Source organism: Streptomyces sp. NBC_01788, assembly GCF_035917575.1.
Taxonomy (GTDB): Bacteria; Actinomycetota; Actinomycetes; order Streptomycetales; family Streptomycetaceae; genus Streptomyces.
In genome coordinates, this window is sequence record NZ_CP109090.1 from 8,229,382 (window position 1) to 8,247,947 (window position 18,566).

Annotated in this window: 17 protein-coding genes; 10 read left to right on the forward strand and 7 right to left on the reverse strand. The window is 69.2% G+C overall.

The genetic code is table 11. From position 1 onward, the window contains the following. Positions 1-142 precede the first annotated feature (142 nt). The 4 genes from OIE49_RS36790 to OIE49_RS36805 are packed head-to-tail and all read right to left on the reverse strand — an operon-like array spanning position 143 to position 3,455. Positions 143-1,306, reverse strand: coding sequence for a cysteine desulfurase family protein (locus OIE49_RS36790; RefSeq protein WP_326800505.1), 1,164 nt, complete (start codon positions 1,304-1,306; stop codon positions 143-145). Beyond that, positions 1,303-2,247 carry a hypothetical protein gene (locus OIE49_RS36795; RefSeq protein WP_326800504.1) on the reverse strand — a complete coding sequence of 315 codons (945 nt, stop codon included), beginning with the start codon at positions 2,245-2,247 and terminating at the stop codon, positions 1,303-1,305. The genes OIE49_RS36790 and OIE49_RS36795 overlap by 4 nt, the downstream gene beginning before the upstream one ends. Before the next feature lie 24 nt (positions 2,248-2,271). Beyond that, on the reverse strand, positions 2,272-2,892 hold the full coding sequence (locus OIE49_RS36800) for a hypothetical protein (protein ID WP_326800503.1): 621 nt from the start codon (positions 2,890-2,892) through the stop codon (positions 2,272-2,274). Positions 2,893-2,897: 5 nt separating this feature from the next. Beyond that, positions 2,898-3,455, reverse strand: a complete 558-nt coding sequence (locus OIE49_RS36805; RefSeq protein WP_326800502.1) for a dCTP deaminase — start codon at positions 3,453-3,455, stop codon at positions 2,898-2,900. Positions 3,456-3,661: 206 nt separating this feature from the next. On the opposite strand from OIE49_RS36805, the gene OIE49_RS36810 reads away from it, so the two are divergent. Both OIE49_RS36810 and OIE49_RS36815 read left to right on the forward strand, forming a co-directional pair. Beyond that, positions 3,662-4,732, forward strand: a complete 1,071-nt coding sequence (locus OIE49_RS36810) for a LysR family transcriptional regulator (RefSeq protein ID WP_326800501.1) — start codon at positions 3,662-3,664, stop codon at positions 4,730-4,732. A gap of 21 nt (positions 4,733-4,753) precedes the next feature. After that, positions 4,754-6,094 carry a methyltransferase domain-containing protein gene (locus tag OIE49_RS36815; RefSeq protein ID WP_326800500.1) on the forward strand — a complete coding sequence of 447 codons (1,341 nt, stop codon included), beginning with the start codon at positions 4,754-4,756 and terminating at the stop codon, positions 6,092-6,094. A 118-nt stretch (positions 6,095-6,212) separates the two neighbouring features. On the opposite strand, the gene OIE49_RS36820 is transcribed toward OIE49_RS36815, so the two are convergent. After that, entirely contained in the window at positions 6,213-6,539 is a 327-nt protein-coding gene (locus tag OIE49_RS36820; RefSeq protein WP_326800499.1) for a nucleoside triphosphate pyrophosphohydrolase, read from the reverse strand. 200 nt (positions 6,540-6,739) lie between these two features. Further along, positions 6,740-8,779: a helix-turn-helix domain-containing protein gene (locus OIE49_RS36825; protein ID WP_326800498.1), complete on the reverse strand. Its 2,040-nt coding sequence runs from the start codon at positions 8,777-8,779 to the stop codon at positions 6,740-6,742. A gap of 156 nt (positions 8,780-8,935) precedes the next feature. On the opposite strand from OIE49_RS36825, the gene OIE49_RS36830 reads away from it, so the two are divergent. The 6 genes from OIE49_RS36830 (at position 8,936) to tpg (ending at position 16,116) form a co-directional block, all read left to right on the forward strand. Continuing rightward, entirely contained in the window at positions 8,936-10,120 is a 1,185-nt protein-coding gene (locus OIE49_RS36830) for a hypothetical protein (protein WP_326800497.1), read from the forward strand. 232 nt (positions 10,121-10,352) lie between these two features. Continuing rightward, positions 10,353-11,150, forward strand: a complete 798-nt coding sequence (locus OIE49_RS36835) for a hypothetical protein (RefSeq protein WP_326800496.1) — start codon at positions 10,353-10,355, stop codon at positions 11,148-11,150. Positions 11,151-11,187: 37 nt separating this feature from the next. Next, a complete protein-coding gene (locus OIE49_RS36840) occupies positions 11,188-12,480 on the forward strand; it encodes a hypothetical protein (RefSeq protein ID WP_326800495.1) in 1,293 nt (430 codons plus the stop codon). Between the two features lie 225 nt (positions 12,481-12,705). Then, positions 12,706-13,239 (forward strand): AAA family ATPase, encoded by a 534-nt coding sequence (locus OIE49_RS36845; RefSeq protein ID WP_326806091.1) that lies wholly within the window; start codon positions 12,706-12,708, stop codon positions 13,237-13,239. A 108-nt stretch (positions 13,240-13,347) separates the two neighbouring features. Next, the gene (gene tap / locus OIE49_RS36850) at positions 13,348-15,552 is read left to right on the forward strand and encodes a telomere-associated protein Tap (RefSeq protein WP_442812336.1); all 2,205 of its coding nucleotides are present in this window, start codon (positions 13,348-13,350) and stop codon (positions 15,550-15,552) included. Positions 15,553-15,558: 6 nt separating this feature from the next. After that, the gene (tpg, locus tag OIE49_RS36855) at positions 15,559-16,116 is read left to right on the forward strand and encodes a telomere-protecting terminal protein Tpg (protein ID WP_326800493.1); all 558 of its coding nucleotides are present in this window, start codon (positions 15,559-15,561) and stop codon (positions 16,114-16,116) included. A 222-nt stretch (positions 16,117-16,338) separates the two neighbouring features. Here tpg and OIE49_RS36860 read toward each other — a convergent pair whose 3' ends face one another. After that, positions 16,339-17,247 (reverse strand): hypothetical protein, encoded by a 909-nt coding sequence (locus OIE49_RS36860; RefSeq protein ID WP_326800492.1) that lies wholly within the window; start codon positions 17,245-17,247, stop codon positions 16,339-16,341. Positions 17,248-17,474: 227 nt separating this feature from the next. Between OIE49_RS36860 and OIE49_RS36865 the strand changes: the two genes are divergently transcribed. Together OIE49_RS36865 and OIE49_RS36870 are read left to right on the forward strand one after the other, a co-directional pair. After that, entirely contained in the window at positions 17,475-17,864 is a 390-nt protein-coding gene (locus tag OIE49_RS36865) for a relaxase domain-containing protein (RefSeq protein ID WP_161240667.1), read from the forward strand. A gap of 362 nt (positions 17,865-18,226) precedes the next feature. Beyond that, entirely contained in the window at positions 18,227-18,499 is a 273-nt protein-coding gene (locus OIE49_RS36870) for a hypothetical protein (protein ID WP_161240655.1), read from the forward strand. The last annotated feature ends 67 nt before the right edge of the window (positions 18,500-18,566 follow it).

Consider the following 18,566-nt stretch of genomic DNA (forward strand, 5'->3'; position numbering starts at 1 on the left):
GTAATCCGGCAATGTACGGACGTGGCCACGCGAGGTCGTACTGGAAGACCTCTGGTCCGTCTGTGCCTGCGAGGTTCCACTTGGCCCGTCGGTAATCCTTGTCGGCCGAACGCGGCCGTCACGGCAACGCACTGTTGCAGTGTTAGGCCGCGTTGGCGGGCGTCGGCATCAGTGTGTGTGCGGTGCGGGTGATGAGGTGGGCGGCTTGGTCGATGTCGGTGTCGGTGGTGGTGCGGCCGATGCTGAGCCGGAGGGTGGCTCGGGCCTGGTTGCGGGTGAGTCCGATCGCGGTGAGAACGTGGGAGGGTTCGCCGCTTCCGGTGTTGCAGGCCGAGCCGGTGGATGCGGCGATGCCGGGGAGGCGGTCGAGGAGGTCGGTGGCTTCGATGCCGGGGAGAGTGAGGCTGAGGTTTCCTGGCAGTCGCCGGTGCGGATGGCCGTTGACGGTGGCGCCGGGGAGCGTGGCCAGGAGGCGGTCCTGGAGCCGGTCACGCAGGGCCCGGATGCGGGTCGGGGGCGGGACCGCGTCCGTGGTGATGAGGTGGGCGGCGGCGCCGAAGCCGACGATCGCGGGGACGTTGGGGGTGCCGGCCCGCAGGCCGCGTTCTTGTCCGCCGCCAGTCTGCTGTGCGGTGATGCGGAGGCCGCCGCGGATGTAAAGGGCGCCGATGCCTTTGGGGCCGTGGAGTTTGTGGGCGGACAGGGAAGCGAGGTCGACGCCGAGTTCGGCGACGTCGAGGAGTCCGTAGCCGGTGCTCTGGGCGGCGTCGGTGTGCAGGACAATGCCGCGCGGGGCGGTGATCTCGGCGATGGCTGCGAGCCGTTGCAGGGTGCCGATCTCGTTGTTGGCGTGCATCACGGAGACCAGCACAGTGTTCGGGGTGAGGGCGGCGGCGATGTCGGCGGGGTGGGCTCGGCCGTGCCGGTCGACGCTGACGCGGGTGAGGGTGTAGCCGTGGTGATCGACGAGCTGCTGGCAGGCGGCGAGGACGGCCTTGTGCTCGATCGCAGTGGTGACGATGTGGCCGCCGTGCGGGCGGGCGGCCAGGGCGGCGCCGAGGATCGCGAGGTGATTGGCCTCGGTGGCGCCGGAGGTGAAGACGAGCTCCAGTGGGTTCTTGGCGCCGACCAGGTCGGCGACCTGCTGGCGGGCGGTGCGGATCGCCCTCGCGGCGGTGCGTCCGCAGGCGTGCGGGCTGGAGGGGTTGCCGTACTCATGGGTGAAGAACGGCAGCATTGCCTCGAGAACGCGCTCGTCGAGTGGAGTGGTGGCCTGGTGGTCGAGGTAGATCGGTGGGGTGTTCATACAGCCCGCTCCTTGTGTCGGGCGGCGGCCGGTGCCGTCGCGGCGTACTTGCGTTCGCCGTCGACCAGGTCCCAGTAGACGGTGCGGGGTTCCTCGAAGACGGAGAGCGCGGTGGCCAGGCAGTGCCAGTTCCGGTTCGGCTGGGACCGGGCGAGGAAGAAGGCGTCCTCGAACAGCTGGCGGGCACGTCTGGCAAGGGCCTCGCGGGTCGGTTGTGGTCCGAACAGGTGCAGGTAGCCGCGTTGCCGCAGCCAGTGTTCGGCGTGCTCGGCGCCGGTCTCGCCGTTGAGGTGGCCGCCGTCCGTGAGGGTCTGGGAGGCGAGCCGTTCAAGGCGACGGATGCGGCGGACGTCCTCGCCGCCGGGGCACTGGTCCCCGGTGATCTTCCACTCGTGCCAGCGTGGCGGCTGGTAGCAGGCGAAGTCGACGTCGTGGAGGTGGGCGGTGACCTGCGGCGGGATGTGCCCGCGGGTCAGGTCCGCGACGTCGTAGCCGGGCCCGAGGGCTTCCAGGGTCAGCGCACCGGGGCGGCCGGGGCCGGGCCTGTCCATGCGGACCAGGACGGTGAGCCGGTTGGTGAAGCGGTTGGTGGGCTCCGCGAGGATCACCGCCCGCCCGTCGTCCAGCAGCTCGGCGGCCCGAGGCCCGATCTCCTTGATGGGGAAGGTGTTGCCGCCGCGGTAGTACTGCTTCTTCTCCACCCCGCCGTCCGAGCGGATCATCAGCGTCTCGGCACCGGTGGCGGCGGCCAGAATCTGGGCGGCGGTGCGAACGGTGCCTGCGCTGTCGCCAGGCTGGACGAGGCAGGCGTTGAGCACAGGCAGTTTCAGCGAGTGCAGCAGGGCCATGGTCTGCCACTTCGGCCAGCGTCGGTCCCTGGCTGCCGCTTCCAGCTCGGCAGCGGTGAGCGCATGTAACGGGCGGGGCAGGGGTATCGCCATCGCGCCGTTCCCCTCTCTCTTGGCTCAGACGGCGTCCGCAGGGCGCAGGTCGGCGGACAGCTCGGCGAACGTGCGCTCGCGGTGGGCGGTGAAGGGGTGATCCCGCCAGTCGTAGAAGTCGCCGATGCCGAGCTGGACCGCGCAGACCCGGCGTACGAACTGCCGTGCGAAGCCGGCCGAAGGCCAGTAGTAGTGCTCGCCGGGCCGCGGGGAGAGGTAGAGGTAGGAGCCGTCCGCGGCCTCCGGGAGGGCCACCATGGAGGTGAGCCGTCGGCCGGGGCCGCCGGTCTTCTCGTAGGCGGCGGTGATCGCGTCCGGGTCGGGGACGGGGATCAGATGCAGGTGGCAGTGGCTGCAGCACGATGCCCCCAACTCGCAGTCGCGCGGGCCGTGTTCGGCCAGGATCACCGGCCCGTAGCGGGCCTGGATCAGTGTGCGCATCTGTTCGGTCTCCTCGGCGACCCGGGCGAGTGCAGCAGGGGTGACGTCGGCGGCGGCGTCCAGGTGCTCAAGCGGCATGAACAGGCAGTAGCCCGGGGTGAGGGAGCCGATGGTCGGCAGCAGCACCCAGCCGCCGGTGGTCTCGGTGATGATCCGGGGCGTGTTCTCGCGTGCCGTGAACTCGGTGCAGAACTGGCAGTCCATCACGATCACCTCTGACTCGGATTGGCGGGAAACTCGTCGGCGTATCGGCTCTTCAGGTCGGACTCGTGGCCGTAGAAGGGGTGGGGTGCGACGTCGTCGGAGCGGGGGCCGTACAGGGCGAAGACGAGCAGGCGCCCCAGCGGCATGCCGTGGTGCAGACGCAGGACGGCGGGGCCGGTGTTGACCAGCTCCAGCGTCAGATGCCCGTTCCAGCCGGGCAGAACGAACGGGCTGGTGACGTGGACGGCCAGGCCGACACGGGCCAGGTGGCTCAGTCCGCCGATCATGCCCATCACTCCGGGGCCGAGCCGCAGCGGCTGTTCGACCGCGCCTAGCAGCATCTCGCCCGGCCTCATCTCGTAGCTCGTCCAGTGGGTGACCGGCTCGCTGTAGAGGCCGTCGATGCTTGACTGGTCAGCCAGGTCGATGACCCGCGCGCTGGGCGCGGTGAGCGGTTGCAGTGGTGAGCCGAGCGTCAACAGCAGTCCGTCGCCGCGGAGTTGCCCAGGCCATTCCATAGCGTTCTGTGTGATCAGGCAGGTGATCGACTCGGCTGAGAGCATGGCTCATCCCCCGGGGCCAGACAGTGCTGTGGTCATCGCCTTTCGAATCGAAGGCGGTTGCTGAAATGTTCCCCGGGATAGTCCGCGATATCCATATGTCCGATCGGACATTTAAAGGTTTTCTCGGGGTGAAATGCGGAGAAGTTCAGTTCCGCTGGCCGTGCGGACAGTGCAAGCTGGGCGAGTCCGCGTCAGGAGGGGGCGTCATGGTGCCGTCGTTGCCGTCCGGGCCGTTGAGGCTGCCGGGTCCGGAGGGGTTCCGCGCCGACCTCATCTCGTGTTCCCCGGACCTTCTGGATCTGACCTGGGACCAATTGCGGACGCTGATCATCGTGAGGGAGACGGGGACTGCGCTGGCCGCGGCGAAGATGCTGGGACGCGAGCAGTCCAGCGTGCAGAAGCAGCTCGACATCCTCAACCGCAACTTCCAGTCCCTGACCGGCGAGTTACTGGTGGTCAAGCAAGGCCGGGGCCGGGACTTCCTGTTCACCCCAACCGGACTGGAGGTCGTCGAGCGGGCGCGGGCGACCTTCGCCGACTGGCTGCAGGGCATAGCTGATTCCCGGCGCCGGCTTGGCTCGATGCTGACGGTGGGGACGACCGAGTTCACCCTCGGCTTCCTGGGGCGGGTATGGGAGCGAGTCGCCCCGACGCTGCTGGAGCGGGAGGTCGAGCTGAAAGTCGTACATGTGCGGACCCGCGATTTTTGGGCACGCCTGGACTCCAACCAGGTCGACCTGCTGTGCGGCGGCCTCGCGGCCGACGCCGCCGTCGAGCAAGTCGCCCCTGAATACGACTTCCTGGAGTGGCATCGTGAGGGCCTGGCCCTCCTGACAAACCTGCCGGTCCGCGAGCTCGCGGCCAAGACCGTCGGTGTCGACCGGCTGCGGAGTCTACCGCTGGTGATCCCCTCACGCGGCGTGATCACCGACTTTGTCGAGCGCTGGTACGGGCCCGACTTCCGCTCACAGCTGCAGATCGCCGCCGAGATCGATGACATCTATTACGGACTCGCCCTGCTGCGCTCCCGCATGACCTATGGGTGCATGCTGTGTGCCCGCTCGATTGGGCAGGCCGCCATCGACGGGCGACTGCCCACCAGCGAGAGCTTCCGGCTCATCGACTTCGCCGACGACTTCACCCCCATGCTCCAGCTGGTCTCCGGCGTCTTCGCCCGGAAAGGGGAACGCGAGACGTACGACGCCTCTCACCCCCTGAACATCCTGTGGGACGCCTTCCGTGACGAGGCTGCCTCCGGCAGGCCCCTGCCCCTGTAATCCCCGCTCTGGAGGACCTTCGTGCTGCTGGCCTCGGTCAACCTCAACAAGCGTCTCGGCGCCACCGGCGCCCGCTCCAACCTTGCCACCTGGCTGCGCGAGCACGGCGTGAAGATCGTGCTCGCGCAGGAACCGTACAAGCCTGCCGACCGGACGCCGCCAGCCCTGGCGGGCTTCGCGTTCGCCGGCGGGGACGGGCACCTGGCCGCCTGGGTCCACGAGAACCTTGCCCCGCCAGCCGTGTCCTCGCCTGCTCCGTGGGTGCAGCGGGTCGAGCTGGAGTGGCTCGTCGTCCTTCAGGTGCACCTCGACTCCTACGGCAGTGCCTCCCGGGCCGCCCAACTGACCCAACTCACCATGATGGCGACTGCCGAGAGGGGACGCCCACTGCTCGTCTGCGGGGACTTCAACCTTGCGCCCCGTCCCGCGGACGGCCTGTTCGGCGAGGAGACTAGTGACTTCACCACCCAGGCCGAACGCACGGCTCTACGGCAGCTGATGCGGGTCGCGGGCCTGGTCGACACCACCGCCGAGGAGGTGCCAGCCTTCACCTTTGAACGGGTCTTCAACGGCAGGCCCAGCCGCTTCCGCTGCGATCTCGCCCTGCTCAGCGACCATCTGACGGCGACGACCACCATCACCGTGGACGACTCGGTGCGAAGTGGTCCAGCGTCCTTCACCGACCACTCCGCGCTGTTGATCGACCTGCCTCTGACCCTGCAGGCAGCCGAGCCGGACGACGTGCTCTTCGCGCTGAGCGAGCTGACCGGCGACCACCCGGCTGACACCTCAACAAGGCGGGAGTACCAGCCCCATAAGACCGCTATGAGCCGCCAGGCGCCCTCACCGGCCTCCCGGGCGGTGACCAAGCACCTGACCGGCCCGCTCGGCATCCGGAGCATCCTGGACCACGGATGCGGCCGCGGCGCCGACGTCGCCCACTACCGCTCGACGGGCCTGGACGCGGAAGGCTTCGACCCCCACGACGACTTCGGCTGGCCCCGGCCCCAGCGGAGTGAGTTCGACCTGGTCACTTCGATGTTCGTCCTCAACGTGCTGCCCGACCCCTGGCAGCGGATCCAGGCTCTCAAGGACGCGGCGTCCTTCGCCCGCCCCGGCGGGTATGTCGTGGCAGTCACCCGCTCGCCCGAGGAAATCACCAAGGCCGCTGCGGACGGCGGCTGGAGCATCCACCACGACGGATTCTGGTCCAGCCAGTCCAAGGGGACCTTCCAGCGCGGCATCGCCGGCGGCGAGATCACCGCCCTCGCCCGCCAGGCCGGCCTCCAGCCAGCTGAGGGCGCCCCGGTGCTGCCGTTGCCCGGGGTCTGCTACGCCGTCCTGACCAAGCCGACGACGTAAGGCGTACCAGCGAACATCCTCGGCTGCCTGCAACCTGGTGCACGAAGTCGCGTACCAACGAACGCATGCAGTCGCATACGACATTGCGTACCAAACGACGGCCGAATGAGCCGCGCGGTTAGCGGTTGCCGGTCCAGACGATCCGATCCGCGAAGCCTCCGCGCTCACTCGCCTTGATCTCGCGGATCTTCTCCAGCTGCCCCGCGTCGACCCCCAGGACCGCGGCGAGCGCGTGCAGGACCTCCAGTACGTCCGCAAGCTCCTCCGGCGCCTCGGTGTCGTCAGCCGCCAGGAACTCGGCGACCTCCTCGCCGAGCTTGTCCCGTAGACGGTTGCGGTACTCCTCTGGACCCGCGACGTAGGTGACCGGCTCGGCTCCCTTCTCGCGGATGATCTGCGGAATCCGGTCCCGCACCAACTTGCCGTACCCGCCTTTGCGGTTCACCGGTTGTTCTCCCGCAGCCATCACCGTGAGGCGGGCCCCGATGGCCGCCCCTTCATGCCGAGGCAGCCTAGGCAAATCGCCTCACTACTCGCCATGTAAACCGCCATTCCCACCCGTTCGGCTCCAGGATGGCTCAGAACCAGCGCCAGCCGCGCGGAAGTGGGCGCCGAGCCGTCTGAAGGGTCCGTAGACGGCGCAGATCATGCAGAGGCAGCTGGTGGTTGCTGTGTGCTGTTGGTTTCTTGGCCGTTCGTGTTGCTCTCGGGCGAGTCTGCGGAATGGTGCTTTTGGAGGGCACCGTGGACGTCACCGATGAGGTTGATGGTGGTGACGCGGGGGCGTGAGCCGAGGCCGTTGAGCGCGATGACGGAGGCGGTTCCCCAGACGAGGGCGGTCAGGCCGGCTGCTGTGGGGCGTGTGGTGGCGGGTGTGCCGGTCCAGGTCATCCAGATGGTTGCTGCTCCCCACAGCGCCCAGGTCAAGCGGGCTGCGAAAGCACGGGTAGCGGCGGAGAGCAGGCCGATAGCGATTCCGCCTGTCAGCCACAACGTGTGGACTTCTGACGCGGTGAGCGGCAGTCCGCCGGTGTGGGTGGCGAAGAAGCGGGTGACGGGCTGGTTGATGGTGGCCCACACCGCGCCCGCATGCTTGGCCAGGGGGCTGAAGAACCGTTCGAGAACCACACTGAGGGGAGCGAGTGCGAGGAACACCAACGGCGTCAGGCAGATCAGCAGCCACCAGGGCGTGTGGGGACTCCAGGGTCGGCGCAGGAAAGCCTTGATTTCATCGGCGCGGGTGTCGATCCACCGGCCGTCCAGGATCTGCAGCCACCGCTGCCGCACTGGGAGCCGCCGCTGGCCGGGGGGCGGCTGCGTGGCGGGGATGGCCGGGGCTTTGAGGTCGGCGAGTACGTCGGCGAGTGCCGCGCGCAGCGTCTGGGCAAGACTGCGGTCGTAGCCGCACACCGTGACCAGCGCCATGACCGCGGCACCGGGAAGGGTGAGGCAGAGCCACCACAGGTGATCGTTGCGGGCGAGGGACGTGGTGTAGCCGGCCCCGGCGGCCGCGAGTATCGCTGTCAGACCGCGCATCAGCCGGGGAGCGAGATCACCGAGCAGGACCGGGAGCTGTCGCGGGAGCGGCTCCCGGCGGAAGGCGGAGCGTATCCAGGGCCAGGCCACGGCGATCCAGTGCCATGGGTCGATGGCCAGAACAACGCCGAGCATCAGCACCGGAGCGGTCAGAAGGTGCCAGGCGGCAGGGGTGGCGACCTGGACGGCTGCGCTGCTCATGGCCAGCACGCAGCCCAGGGCCCGCCCCAGCACGAGCGTGGAGGCCTGCCAGCGCTCGCTGCGCCGTACCACCTGGCTGGTGGCGGCAGTTGAAGCGGCCACTCCCAGGAAGTCGGCTGCTTCTGCACGCAGGACGCGTCCCTCGTCCAGCAGGCGCCGGGCGGTGCGTAGTGCTTCTGCCGGGTCGGCGAGCAGTGCCTGAGTATCCAGGTCCGGCCTCGCCTCCGGGTCCGAAGATGCAGAGGAGGGGGCAGTGTCGGGATCGAGCAGCCGCAGCAGGGCAAGTTCTTCTTCGAGCTCCAGACAGCGGCGGCGGGCGGTCGCGGCCAGCGCTTCTGCCTGATCACGCGCCTGACGGGCCTCCACGAGATCCTTCTGCGTCTGCTCCAAATGATGCAGTACCTCGGCGAGTTGCTGCTGGGCCTGCTCGCTGTCGCCTTCATCCGATGCGGTAGCCAGCTGCTGCAGGCGGGCGTCGAGGCTGGTGTTGAGCGCGGTCAGCATCACCACCAGTTCCTGAGCGGTCGCCAACTCTCTGGCCAGCCGGCGGCTTTGCTGGTCGACCTCGGATAACCGGGAGTGACCGTCGTGCAGGTAGCGGGCCACCACAGGGGGAGTGCCGGCTGGTTGCTGGCGCACGGCTACCTGGGCGGAGGGCGGATTGGCAGCGCGTTCCCACAGGCGGACCGCTTCCGCCTTCTTCTGTTCCACCTCGTGCGGCAACGCGGTCGCCTCCACCAGCTGCACCACGACCCGGCGGGATGGGACAGCGCCGCTGTAGTGGTTGCCGATACTGGAACGCGACCAGTTCAGCTCCGCCGCGAGATCGTTGTAGGTCTTGCCGGACCGCTCCCACAACTCGCGCAGAAACACCGTCAGCCGCCGTGCTTCAGGCGTCTCCGCCCGGATCGGTGCCGGCTTACGCCCCCGCTTCTTGCCGTCGGCCATCCACGCCCCCACCTGCACCATGACGTTGTCCTGGACATTGCCAACAATGTCCAGAGCCGACCTGCACGAACCCTCAGCGGCCCGTGTGGACAATTCCCCACCGCCGCAACCTCAAGACGAACCGCTCTTCCCCGGACCTCGTCTTGGAGCCCGCCCATGACCGCGCAGACCACCCAGCCCGCCCCCGCCTCCGTGCCGGCCCGCACCGCACCTGCCCGCCGGCCGCGCTCGCGCAGCGGGGACATCGCCCTCGACACCCGCACCGGCCTCCTGCTCGACCTCACCGTCTCCGCCGGCCCGGCCCAGCGTCTGCCCCGCGGGCGCGCCCAGGACCGCTACCGCTGCCTAGCCTGCGGCCTGCCCCTGGAGTACTGCGGCCCCCGCACCCGCCCCGACTACACCGCCCGCTTCCGCCACACCCGCCACGACCCGGACCGCTGCAACGCCAGCCCCGCCCGCCAAGCCAGCGTCCCCGCGGCCGTCCGTCATGCCCGCACCCTGGCCCAACACCTCCACACCGCCCAGCCCGGCACGGACATTGAGCTGGTTGTCACCGCCATCGCAGACGGCGACTGCCCACCCGTGCTGGCCGTGCGGCTGCACGCCCCGCACGGCACCACCACCGTCCACCTCGCCTACACCAGCGAACTGTCCCCCCACCAAGCCGATCAACTGGCCCACGCGGCCCACGACACCACCACGCGTCACTGGCTGCTGTACGACCGCCTCACCCCCGCCCACACCCACGACCTCGGACAGATAACCGTCCGCCTCCACCGGCAAAACCAGCGCCTGGAACGCCTCACCCCCACCGCCACCCAGCGCCGCCTGGCCGCCACATCCGTCGCCGTCGCCTGGCGCGCCCAGGGACTCCTGCTGATTCCCTTCGGCGGACACGCCGTTCTCCACCAACCCCGCACCGGAGAGAACTGGACAGGCCCAGCCGCCCCCTTCCAACGGGACTGGAAGATCAGCCACCCCCGGCCGGCCACGGATGCAACCTGGTGGGGTCTGGTCCCCGTTCCGCTGCGGGCCCTGACCGCCCCCACACTGCTGGCCGCCGCACCCAAGACCATGGCTGAGCTGGAACGCGTCCAACACGGCCGCGAAAGCTACCGACGCGCCCAGGCCCGCGCCCAGTTCACCCAGGCACAGACCCAGCTGCCCCCTACGCCCGCCGCGCACCCGACGCGGCCAGTGGCGACGGCCGAGAAAGACACGGCAGCATCGCCGCAGCCGCAGCCGCAGCCGCAGCCGCAGCCGTCCGCCTCGATCACGTTTGCGCGGCCGCGGCTGGCCCGGCTGCGCAAAGCCCTGCGGCGACTGTTCCGCCGGCCCTGAACCTCTTCGACGACCACGGGGCCTGCTCCCGGGCCCCGCCCCGTACCTCCAGGCAGTGTGAACGGCACTCCCAGAACAGGACGGCCCGCGGAGCCACAATCACGGCCCCCGCGGTACCGCGGGAGCAGGATGGTGGACGTGACGGTGACGCAAGGAGGAGCGGCGTATGGAAGTGGGGGAGCGGTGGGCGCACCGAACGGCACCGCACCACGGCCCCGTCGAAGAGGTCGAGGTGCTGAAGATCGGCGCACAGCGCCCGCTGCGCATCAAAGTGCGCTTCGTCGCCGAGGACGCCGAGGGCCGCGAGGAGTGGGTGCCGCCGGCCCGGCTGCGCGTCCTCTGGCAGAACAAGGACGTGTGGCTGGCCCGCGAGCAGCAGTGGAGCGAACTGACGAAAGACAGCCCGGACGACGAGGATCCTGCCTTCCGGGCGGTCATCATTCTGTTCGACGAACGCCTCTGGGACGAGCTGGTGACCTTCGGCGTCAACTACCGCGATCGAGGCCTGCTGTACATCGAAGACGTGCCCGCTCTGGCCGCGCTCCTCGAGGTCCCCGAACGTTTCTTCCACACCGATCCGCGGGCCTTCACCGACACCGACGGCACGCTGACCGCACCCTGGCCCACCACCGTCGAGGTGGCACGTCTCCTGGCCCGCACTCAGGCCGACCACCTCGTAACCCTCTTGGATCAACACGAACGCCAGGCACAGCAAGAAGCGATCTACGGCCACTACTACCGCGGCCGAGGCAAGAACCCCGGCACCTACATCAGCCCCGAGATCTGTGCCGAGGTCGACCGCAGCTCCAAACCCGCCCGCGACCTGCTGCGTCAGTGGTGCGGCACCGATGCGGTGGAAAGCCACGAGGAGCTGAAGGCCCTGCGTGACGAAGTGCTCCGCATCGGGAAACTCATGGAACAGTCGATCGGCTGCCTCCGCCAGGCCGGACAGACCAAAGCGGCCGACCGGTTCGAACGCGAACTCGGCATCCCCCTCGAGACGCTGCGCCAGGCCGAACGCGACGACTGACACCCCGACCGTCCGGGCACCAACGACAGGAAGCTCCGTGGCCCGCACCAAGCTCAACGAGCGCCAACTCGACGCCCTGCGCCGCATCTGCCACGGCGAGACACCCATCACCTCCGACGACTCCGGCCTCGCCGCGACCGTCTACGCCCTGCGCAACCGGGGCCTGGTCACCACGCCCCGGACCGACGGCCGCTGGACCGCTGCCCCCACCGAAGCCGGTCTCCAGCACTTCGCTCACGCCGACGCCACGCCCGCCCCGCCCTCGAGCGCCGCTGCCCCGCCGACGGCACCCGAGGCGGCCGAACTGATCAGCAGACTCCAGCAAGCCGGCGGCACCCTGCACATCGCCAACCCCACCCCGGACGAGCGCGCCCGCTGGCGCCGCGCCCTGCACACCGCACGCGCAGACCACCTGGTCCCCGACGGCCACCACCTCCAGCACACCGGAAGAGACAAAGGCGACCTGGTCATCACCCTGCGCCCAGGCCCACCACCACGACGCTCCACGTCCCCAGACGAGACCGTCCCCGTCCCCGACGACCTGCCCCCAGACCACCTGCACCCCGCAGCCGCCACAGCGCACATCCCGGCCTGCCCCGACTGCCAGCCCCGCGCCCGCCGTATCCTCCACGCCCTCTGTCATGCAGCAGAAGCCAAGAACTACACGGTCAGCAACCCCGAGTCCGGCTCAGCCGCCAGCCTGGTGATCACCATCGGCGACAGTTCCTTCCCGCTCTCCTTCCACGAAGGCGCCTACGAGGTCCCCGACCCCAGCGGCGCGAAGTACGCCTGGCAACGCGTGACCGCACACACCACGCGCCCCTCCCATCAACTCGGCCTCAGCCTCCAGCACACCTACGCGCATCGAGGCCGCCGCTCTCACTGGGGAGACCGGCAACGCTGGCGCCTGGAAGACAAACTCCCCGCCCTCCTACGAGAAATTGCCCACCGCGCACAGACCGATTACGAACGACGGCAGGCCCAGCAGCGCAAAGAGGAAGAGACACGCCAACGCTGGCTGACCGCGATGCAGCAGGCTCGCACCGCCCTGGTGGAAGATCACCGGCTGAAGACCCTGCGCACGCAGGTGCAGGCCTGGCAGGAAGCCACTGTCATTCGCGCTTACTGCGACGCACTGGAAGACCACCAGGACACCGATCCCGCAGCGGCCGAAGGAGTCACGGCCTGGACCGCTTGGGCCCGGGCCTACGCCGACCGCATCGACCCCGTACTCCAGAACCCGCGACTACCGGACCCTCCGACGATCACACCAGAGGACCTGCGCCCCTACCTGCGTGGCTGGAGCCCGTACGAGCCCAAGCGCAAATGAGCCGACGCCGTACCCAGACGGCGTTCACCTGCTGAGCAAGGCCTTCGCCACGCGATATCTCCGCCATCTGCCCATCGTCCGCAGCGGCACGGCCCCATATGGCCGTCGATCCTGAGAGCCTGCGTCGGGTCCTGACATGATGAGTCAGCCCGAGATAGCGCTGGGGTGAAGCCACCCAGCAATGCTTCCGATGGTGTCACTGGCCGTCGGTAACGTGCTGGCGTGATGGTGGGCACCGAAGAAACCCGGCTGGTCGTCCTGCGTGGCAACAGCGCCTCAGGGAAGTCGTCCGTCGCGGCCGGCCTGCGCGAACGGTTCGGCCGCGGCCTGGCCGTCGTCGGCCAGGACAACCTCCGCCGCATCGTGCTCCGTGAACGGGACCGGCCCGGCGCCGCGAACATCGGCCTGATCGGCCTGACCGCCCGCTACGCCCTCGACGCCGGATTCCACGTCGTCATCGAAGGCATCCTCTACGCCGAGCACTACGGCGACATGCTCACCGAGCTGCGCGCCGACCACCGCGGCCCGACCCACGGCTACTACCTGGACGTCCCGTTCGGTGAAACCCTCGCCCGGCACGCCACCAAGCCGATCGCGGACGACGTCAGCGAGACGCAGTTGCGCGACTGGTACCGGCCGCGCGATCTGTTGCCCGGCGGCACTGAGACCGTCATCGGCGCCGACAGTGCTCTGCATGAGACCGTCGACCGCATCATGCTCGACACCGGCCTGGCCCACCTGCCCGCCGTGGACCGTTGACCGGAGCACTGCTGTGACACACAGACCAAGCCCCGCACCCCATCCAAAATGTGCGATCCAATGCGCGAATCATTGATCGATCCAATAAGTGCTTGGCGTAGGGTGCTGATGGAGGTGAGCTCAGTGCCCACTGAGAACGAGCTGCTCAACAATGTCGATGCGCTGCTGAATCGGGTCGACCAGAACGACCTGCCGACCCCTGCGGAACGTCGGCGCCTGCGTGAGGCCGCCGGTCTGACGCAGACCGACATTGCGAAGGTGCTCGGCACACGTCGGGAGGCGGTGGCGAACTGGGAGGCGGGTAAGAACGAACCGCGGCCGCCGCAGCGCACCGCGTACGCCCGGCTGCTCGAAGGCCTCACCGTGCGCTTCCCCGCCTCCGCCACCGAGACGGCCCCCGACTCTGCGGTGCCGGACACGCTCACCACCACCTCCGCTCCGGAAACCCCATCCGCGATGGCGCCGGCCGCTGCCAAGCCGCCCGCCCACCCAGCGGCGAGCTCCACCAGGCCGGCGTCGACGTCGCGGCGGCCGTCCGCGAAGAAGGCGGTGAAGAAGACCGCCGCCCCAGCGGCCGTCGTCGACCCGCGCTTCGAGAACGGCCCGCTCGCCGTCGTCGACTGCGAGGACGGGCAGGTGTCGGCCTACTGCGTCGGCGGCCTGGTCCTGGACGTGCCCGCCAAGTCGCTGCCCGCGCTGGTCGACTGGACCATCACCGAAGCCCGCCTCGGTCAGACCCGCCTGCACCGCAACGGCCGCGACGCCGACCCGATCCTGGTCCTCACCCCGGCCGCCCTGGAGCGCTACGGCCTACCCGCCGCCCTGTCGGACGAGGAACGGCGTACGGGCCGGCTCAAGGACAGCCACAAGGTGGTCAAGCAGATCCAGCGGGCCGAACTCCAGCTCACCCAGCGCGGACTGGGGCCATGGGCGCGCCTCTTCCGCGACCCGGAGGGCCCCCGGCGGCGCTGCGTGCAACTGTGCATCCCGTCGTGGAACGCGCTGGACGCCCGGGAGTGGGACAAGAAGGACGACCCGCAGCTGCCGGGCATGCACCCAGCCGACCTCGCCCGGTACCTGGGCACGTACGCGCAGCGGGTGATGACGCCGCGCGGCACCACGTCGACGACCGGCCTGGAGCTGATGACCGCGCTACGGCCGCCGACCCGCGCGGAGAAGAACGAGACCACCGGCGAGTTCGAGCGGGCCCTCAACACGGACGCCTTGACGGCGGTGTACGAGCACGTGGAGTGCGAGGTCCCGGACGAGCACCCGAAACTGAAGGGAAAGTTCGAGCGCCACCACCTGCGCACTCCGGCAGAGATGCTGATGGAGGAGCCGTACGACTGGTGCCGGCCGCTGACCGATGACGAGTGCATGCTGCCGTACCTGGTCGCCATCGACGTCAACATGGCGTTCGCGGCGGCCACCAACGGCCTCACCGTCGGCCTGGGCGCCCCCACCCACCTGACCGGCAACCCGGTCTTCGACCCGAAGGTGCCCGGCTCGTGGCTGGTCGACCTGAGCCACGTCGACCTGTCCCGCGTGGAGACCGGCGGGCGCACCCTGGACGCCGGCCTGCTGCCCTCGCCGTTCACGCCGAAGGGCGACCGCCCGACCGGCCCGGCCTGGTACGCCACCCCCACCGTCGCCTACGCGCAGGAGCTGGGGTTCGAGGTCGCGCCGATCGAGGCGCACGTACGTCTGGAATCCGGCCGCTACCTGGACCCCTGGTACAACCGGCTGCGGGACGCGTACGTGGCCACGATGGCCGACCTCGGGGTCACCACGACGATGGGCGGCCAGGAGTTCCTGGACGCGATAACGGTGCACAAGCAGGTCGACCCGACGATGGCGCTGCTGCTGAACGCGATCAAGTCCACGGCGAAGGGCGGCATCGGCAAACTCAGGCAGCGCAGCCGGGGCCAGGTGCCGTACTACGAGCCGTGGCCGGCCCTCGCGCGGGAGACGTGGCGCCCCGACATCCGGGCCGCCGTGCTGGCCACCGTCCGGATCGGGATGCACCGCAAGATCCTCAAGACCGCTGCCGCGACCGGCCGCTACCCCGTCGCGATCGGCACAGACTGCATCGTCTACCCCTCCACCGGGCCCTCCCCGCTGGACGTCCTGCCGTACACGGACGAGGGCAAGCCGGTACCGGGCACCTTCCGGCTCGGTGTCTCGCCGGGCATGGTCAAGCACCAGGGCACTCAGACCGTGCTGTGGGCAGAAGCCCAGTTCGAAGAGGCGGGCGCCGTGTTCAACCTCGCCAACCTCATCAAGACCGACCCGGCCTCCGGGGAAGGGGAGTAGCCGACGATGGCCGACTCGATCGGGGACAGCCTGGACGCCGCGCTGGAGGGGGCGTTCACCCGCCGCATCCCGCAGAGCGCCCAGGCGCAGATGAAATACCTGGTCAAGCAGCTCAAGGGCACCAAGGCCGCCGCCGAGGCCCTGGGGATCTCCCAGCGCACCGTGGAGCGGTACGTCACGGGCAAGTTCAAGCGGCCCCGCCGCGACCTGCGTGACCGCATAGAGCGTGAGGTCAAGAAACGGTGGCAGCCCCAGATCCGGGCGAAGGCGAAGAAGCGGGCCGCGTCCACGGCCGGCCTGGTCGTCTCCACCCGCGCCCGGTTCGGGTTCACCGCCGCGCCGGGCACGACCGACGACACCCGCATCCGCGACATCACCCAGGCCCTGCCGCCGGAGTTCGCGGACCGCCTGTTCACCGCCCGCGAGCAGGGCGCCACCGAGCAGCAGCTCCAGCAGATCGCGGCCGACGGCCTCGCACGGATGTACTTCCGCGCCAACAACACGCGGGCCGCGGGCCTTGGCGTGGAGTTCACCGATGTGGAGCACATCCAGATCGAGCTGTAGTCGAGACAACAACTCGTCCCCGGCATTGCAGCTGTGATCGAGCGCTCGTTTTGACGAATGAGCGCTTGAGCTGACGGCGTTCCTCGGTAAAGTGTGTGTGAGGCGATCATCTGCGGGATGGGCCGGTTCATCACCGGAGTCGTCACTGTGCGGGAGATACCGGTTCGAGCCCGGTCCGTGGACTTTCGGTCCACCAGTAGCTCAATGGCAGAGCGCCCGCTCCTAACGAATGGCCTCTCGGCCCGCACGCAGTTCGTCGGGGGTCATCCCCAACGGGCGGTAATACGTGGTGGCGTGCCCCAGCAGCCGTTGCAGGGCACGCTCCTGGCCCGGACGGGGTTTGCTGTTCTCGTCCACCACCGTCCTACCCGGCGTCATGCTGTTGAAGCGCCTCCGTCCGTGCCGCGAACCGTCCCGGTAGTCAAAGGCGATGACTTGAGCCCACTGCTCCCGCGTGAGCAGCCGCCCGATCCGTGCGTTGATCTCGCCGGCCGACTCCTTCGTCACCGCAAGCGTGGCCATGACCTCAGGCCAGCGGAGGTCCGGCAGCGCACCGATCCTCGCGTACGTGAAGGGCCGTCCGGCCAGCGCTTCCCAGCGAGTCTTCGCCGCATGAGGAAGATCTCTCCATACTTGGATCAACTTGTCGTCGACCTTGCCGGCACCATGCATGATGGTGTTCCGCAGCTTTACGCAGAACTTCATGAGATGGTCTGCGGTCGTCTCCGTTTCTCCGAACCTGACCGTCTTCGCCAAGAGCGGCACAGCCCACCACTCAGGCGACTGCTTCTGTGGCCCGATGAGGCTCGGGAAACGCTGGCACTCGATCACCGTGCCGACGCACAACTCGATGTGTAGGGCAACGACTTGCGGTATGGCCAAGAACGCCATGTCTTCCGTGGCCGTCCTGAAGATCCGTTTCGCGTCTGTCGCCGTCACGTCCAGCCGCTTGGCCTGCGCCACCCCGGCGAGTACTGCGCCCGCTGTGTCGCCCGGGTACGCAGACCTGGCCATCTCCTGCTCCGCGAGGCTGGCACCGATAGCCAGTGCCACGATGCTGTTGTTTGACCGCTTCTGCATCGTCTGCCACGTCCGAAACGCGGGATACTGGATCAACACGGTTCCCTTCACAACAGATCACCTATCCGGACAGGGTAGATGCCGCAGAAACGGGTTCCGATCCTGAGGGCGCTTACCGAGCGCGTCGTTGTGGCGAAGCCCGGCAATTGAAGCGCTCCGTCTCAGTAGCTGCCAGGGAAAAGACGTTTCGCATCCCAGGCAGAACGGCCCGCGGCTCCCTTGGGAGGCTGGCTGTGAAGTCGTTCAGCGGGTCCTGGCGCGCACTCCTGAAGGCGAGCATGCTGCTCGCCTGTAGGACACGGAGTGCGACCGTCGGGAGGCAGCACAACGAACAGGACGCTGGAGTCCCGCCAGGGCGATGGGCGGGGCGGGGCTTGCCCGCGCTCGGTCTCGCGCTCGGTGCGGAGGTGACCGACGCGCAGTTGCGTTCCCTGCTCGGAAAAGGCCGGCACCCGGACGCCGACGGGCTCATGGCCGAGCTGTGCGAGCACGGCCCGGCCGGGCGGATCTTCTGGCGCTTCGGCCGCGGGCCCTGGGGCCGGGAGTCGTTCCAGCCGCTCCTGGACGCGATCGGTAACGCCCGCCAGGGTCGCGGCCGAAGCCGCGCGGGAGGCCCGCTGGAGAGCCGAACAGGAGGCGCACAAGGCCGAACAGCGGCGCCGAGCTGAGCAGGAGGCCGCTGAGCGGGAAGCCCGCCGTCCCGTCTGTGCCGACTGCGGGGCGAAGTTCACTGACGAACGGTGGAAGGACTCCGACCCCGACCACTGGGGTGCCCCGCGCGACACCCACCCGCAGCTGTGCGACGCGTGCAAGGATACGGCGATCGAGATCCGACGTCAGGCAGAACAGGATGAGCGCGAGCGCCAGGAGCAGGAACGCCAGGAGCAGGAGGCGGCGCAGGCCTCGAAGGCCGGCGGCTGGCTCGGACGCTGGCGCAGCTGACCCGGGCAGCCTCCCGGTAGCGCGGGGGCTTGCCCAGGGCCCCCTGGGCAAGCCCCCGTTGTCGGTGCTGGCTGCGAGGCTGGAGACCATGGACAGCGACGATGAGCAGCTGCTGCGCGGCCGGATCTACGGCGCTGACCACGATCACCCGGGGCCGAAGCCGGGCCGGAGCTACGCCGAACTGGTGGGCGGGCCGCTGGACGGACTGCTGCTCGACATCACCGGCTGGAGGCCGGAGGAGATCAGCGACGGTGTCTCCCTCCAGACCGAGCTCGGGCAGTTCGGCCCCGGAGGCCGGGCGCTGTACGACCCGCGCCCCGGCGACCCGGCCCGCTGGGACTGGGGCGGCGACAGCCCCTGACGGCCTGCTACTCGGTCGGGTGAAGACAAGGCAGCGGTGGAACCCGCACCGGGCGCCCCGGCGTAGT

What these genes read in the sequence shown, in the direction of transcription:
- OIE49_RS36865 (WP_161240667.1), top strand. Translation starts at nt 17,475, where the DNA reads ATGCTGCTCGCCTGTAGGACACGGAGTGCGACCGTCGGGAGGCAGCAC.
- OIE49_RS36845 (WP_326806091.1), top strand. Translation starts at nt 12,706, where the DNA reads ATGGTGGGCACCGAAGAAACCCGGCTGGTCGTCCTGCGTGGCAACAGC.
- OIE49_RS36795 (WP_326800504.1), bottom strand. Translation starts at nt 2,247, where the DNA reads ATGGCGATACCCCTGCCCCGCCCGTTACATGCGCTCACCGCTGCCGAG.
- tpg (WP_326800493.1), top strand. Translation starts at nt 15,559, where the DNA reads ATGGCCGACTCGATCGGGGACAGCCTGGACGCCGCGCTGGAGGGGGCG.
- OIE49_RS36800 (WP_326800503.1), bottom strand. Translation starts at nt 2,892, where the DNA reads ATGGACTGCCAGTTCTGCACCGAGTTCACGGCACGCGAGAACACGCCC.
- OIE49_RS36805 (WP_326800502.1), bottom strand. Translation starts at nt 3,455, where the DNA reads ATGCTCTCAGCCGAGTCGATCACCTGCCTGATCACACAGAACGCTATG.
- OIE49_RS36825 (WP_326800498.1), bottom strand. Translation starts at nt 8,779, where the DNA reads ATGGCCGACGGCAAGAAGCGGGGGCGTAAGCCGGCACCGATCCGGGCG.
- tap (WP_442812336.1), top strand. Translation starts at nt 13,348, where the DNA reads ATGGAGGTGAGCTCAGTGCCCACTGAGAACGAGCTGCTCAACAATGTC.
- OIE49_RS36790 (WP_326800505.1), bottom strand. Translation starts at nt 1,306, where the DNA reads ATGAACACCCCACCGATCTACCTCGACCACCAGGCCACCACTCCACTC.
- OIE49_RS36870 (WP_161240655.1), top strand. Translation starts at nt 18,227, where the DNA reads ATGGACAGCGACGATGAGCAGCTGCTGCGCGGCCGGATCTACGGCGCT.
- OIE49_RS36810 (WP_326800501.1), top strand. Translation starts at nt 3,662, where the DNA reads ATGGTGCCGTCGTTGCCGTCCGGGCCGTTGAGGCTGCCGGGTCCGGAG.
- OIE49_RS36830 (WP_326800497.1), top strand. Translation starts at nt 8,936, where the DNA reads ATGACCGCGCAGACCACCCAGCCCGCCCCCGCCTCCGTGCCGGCCCGC.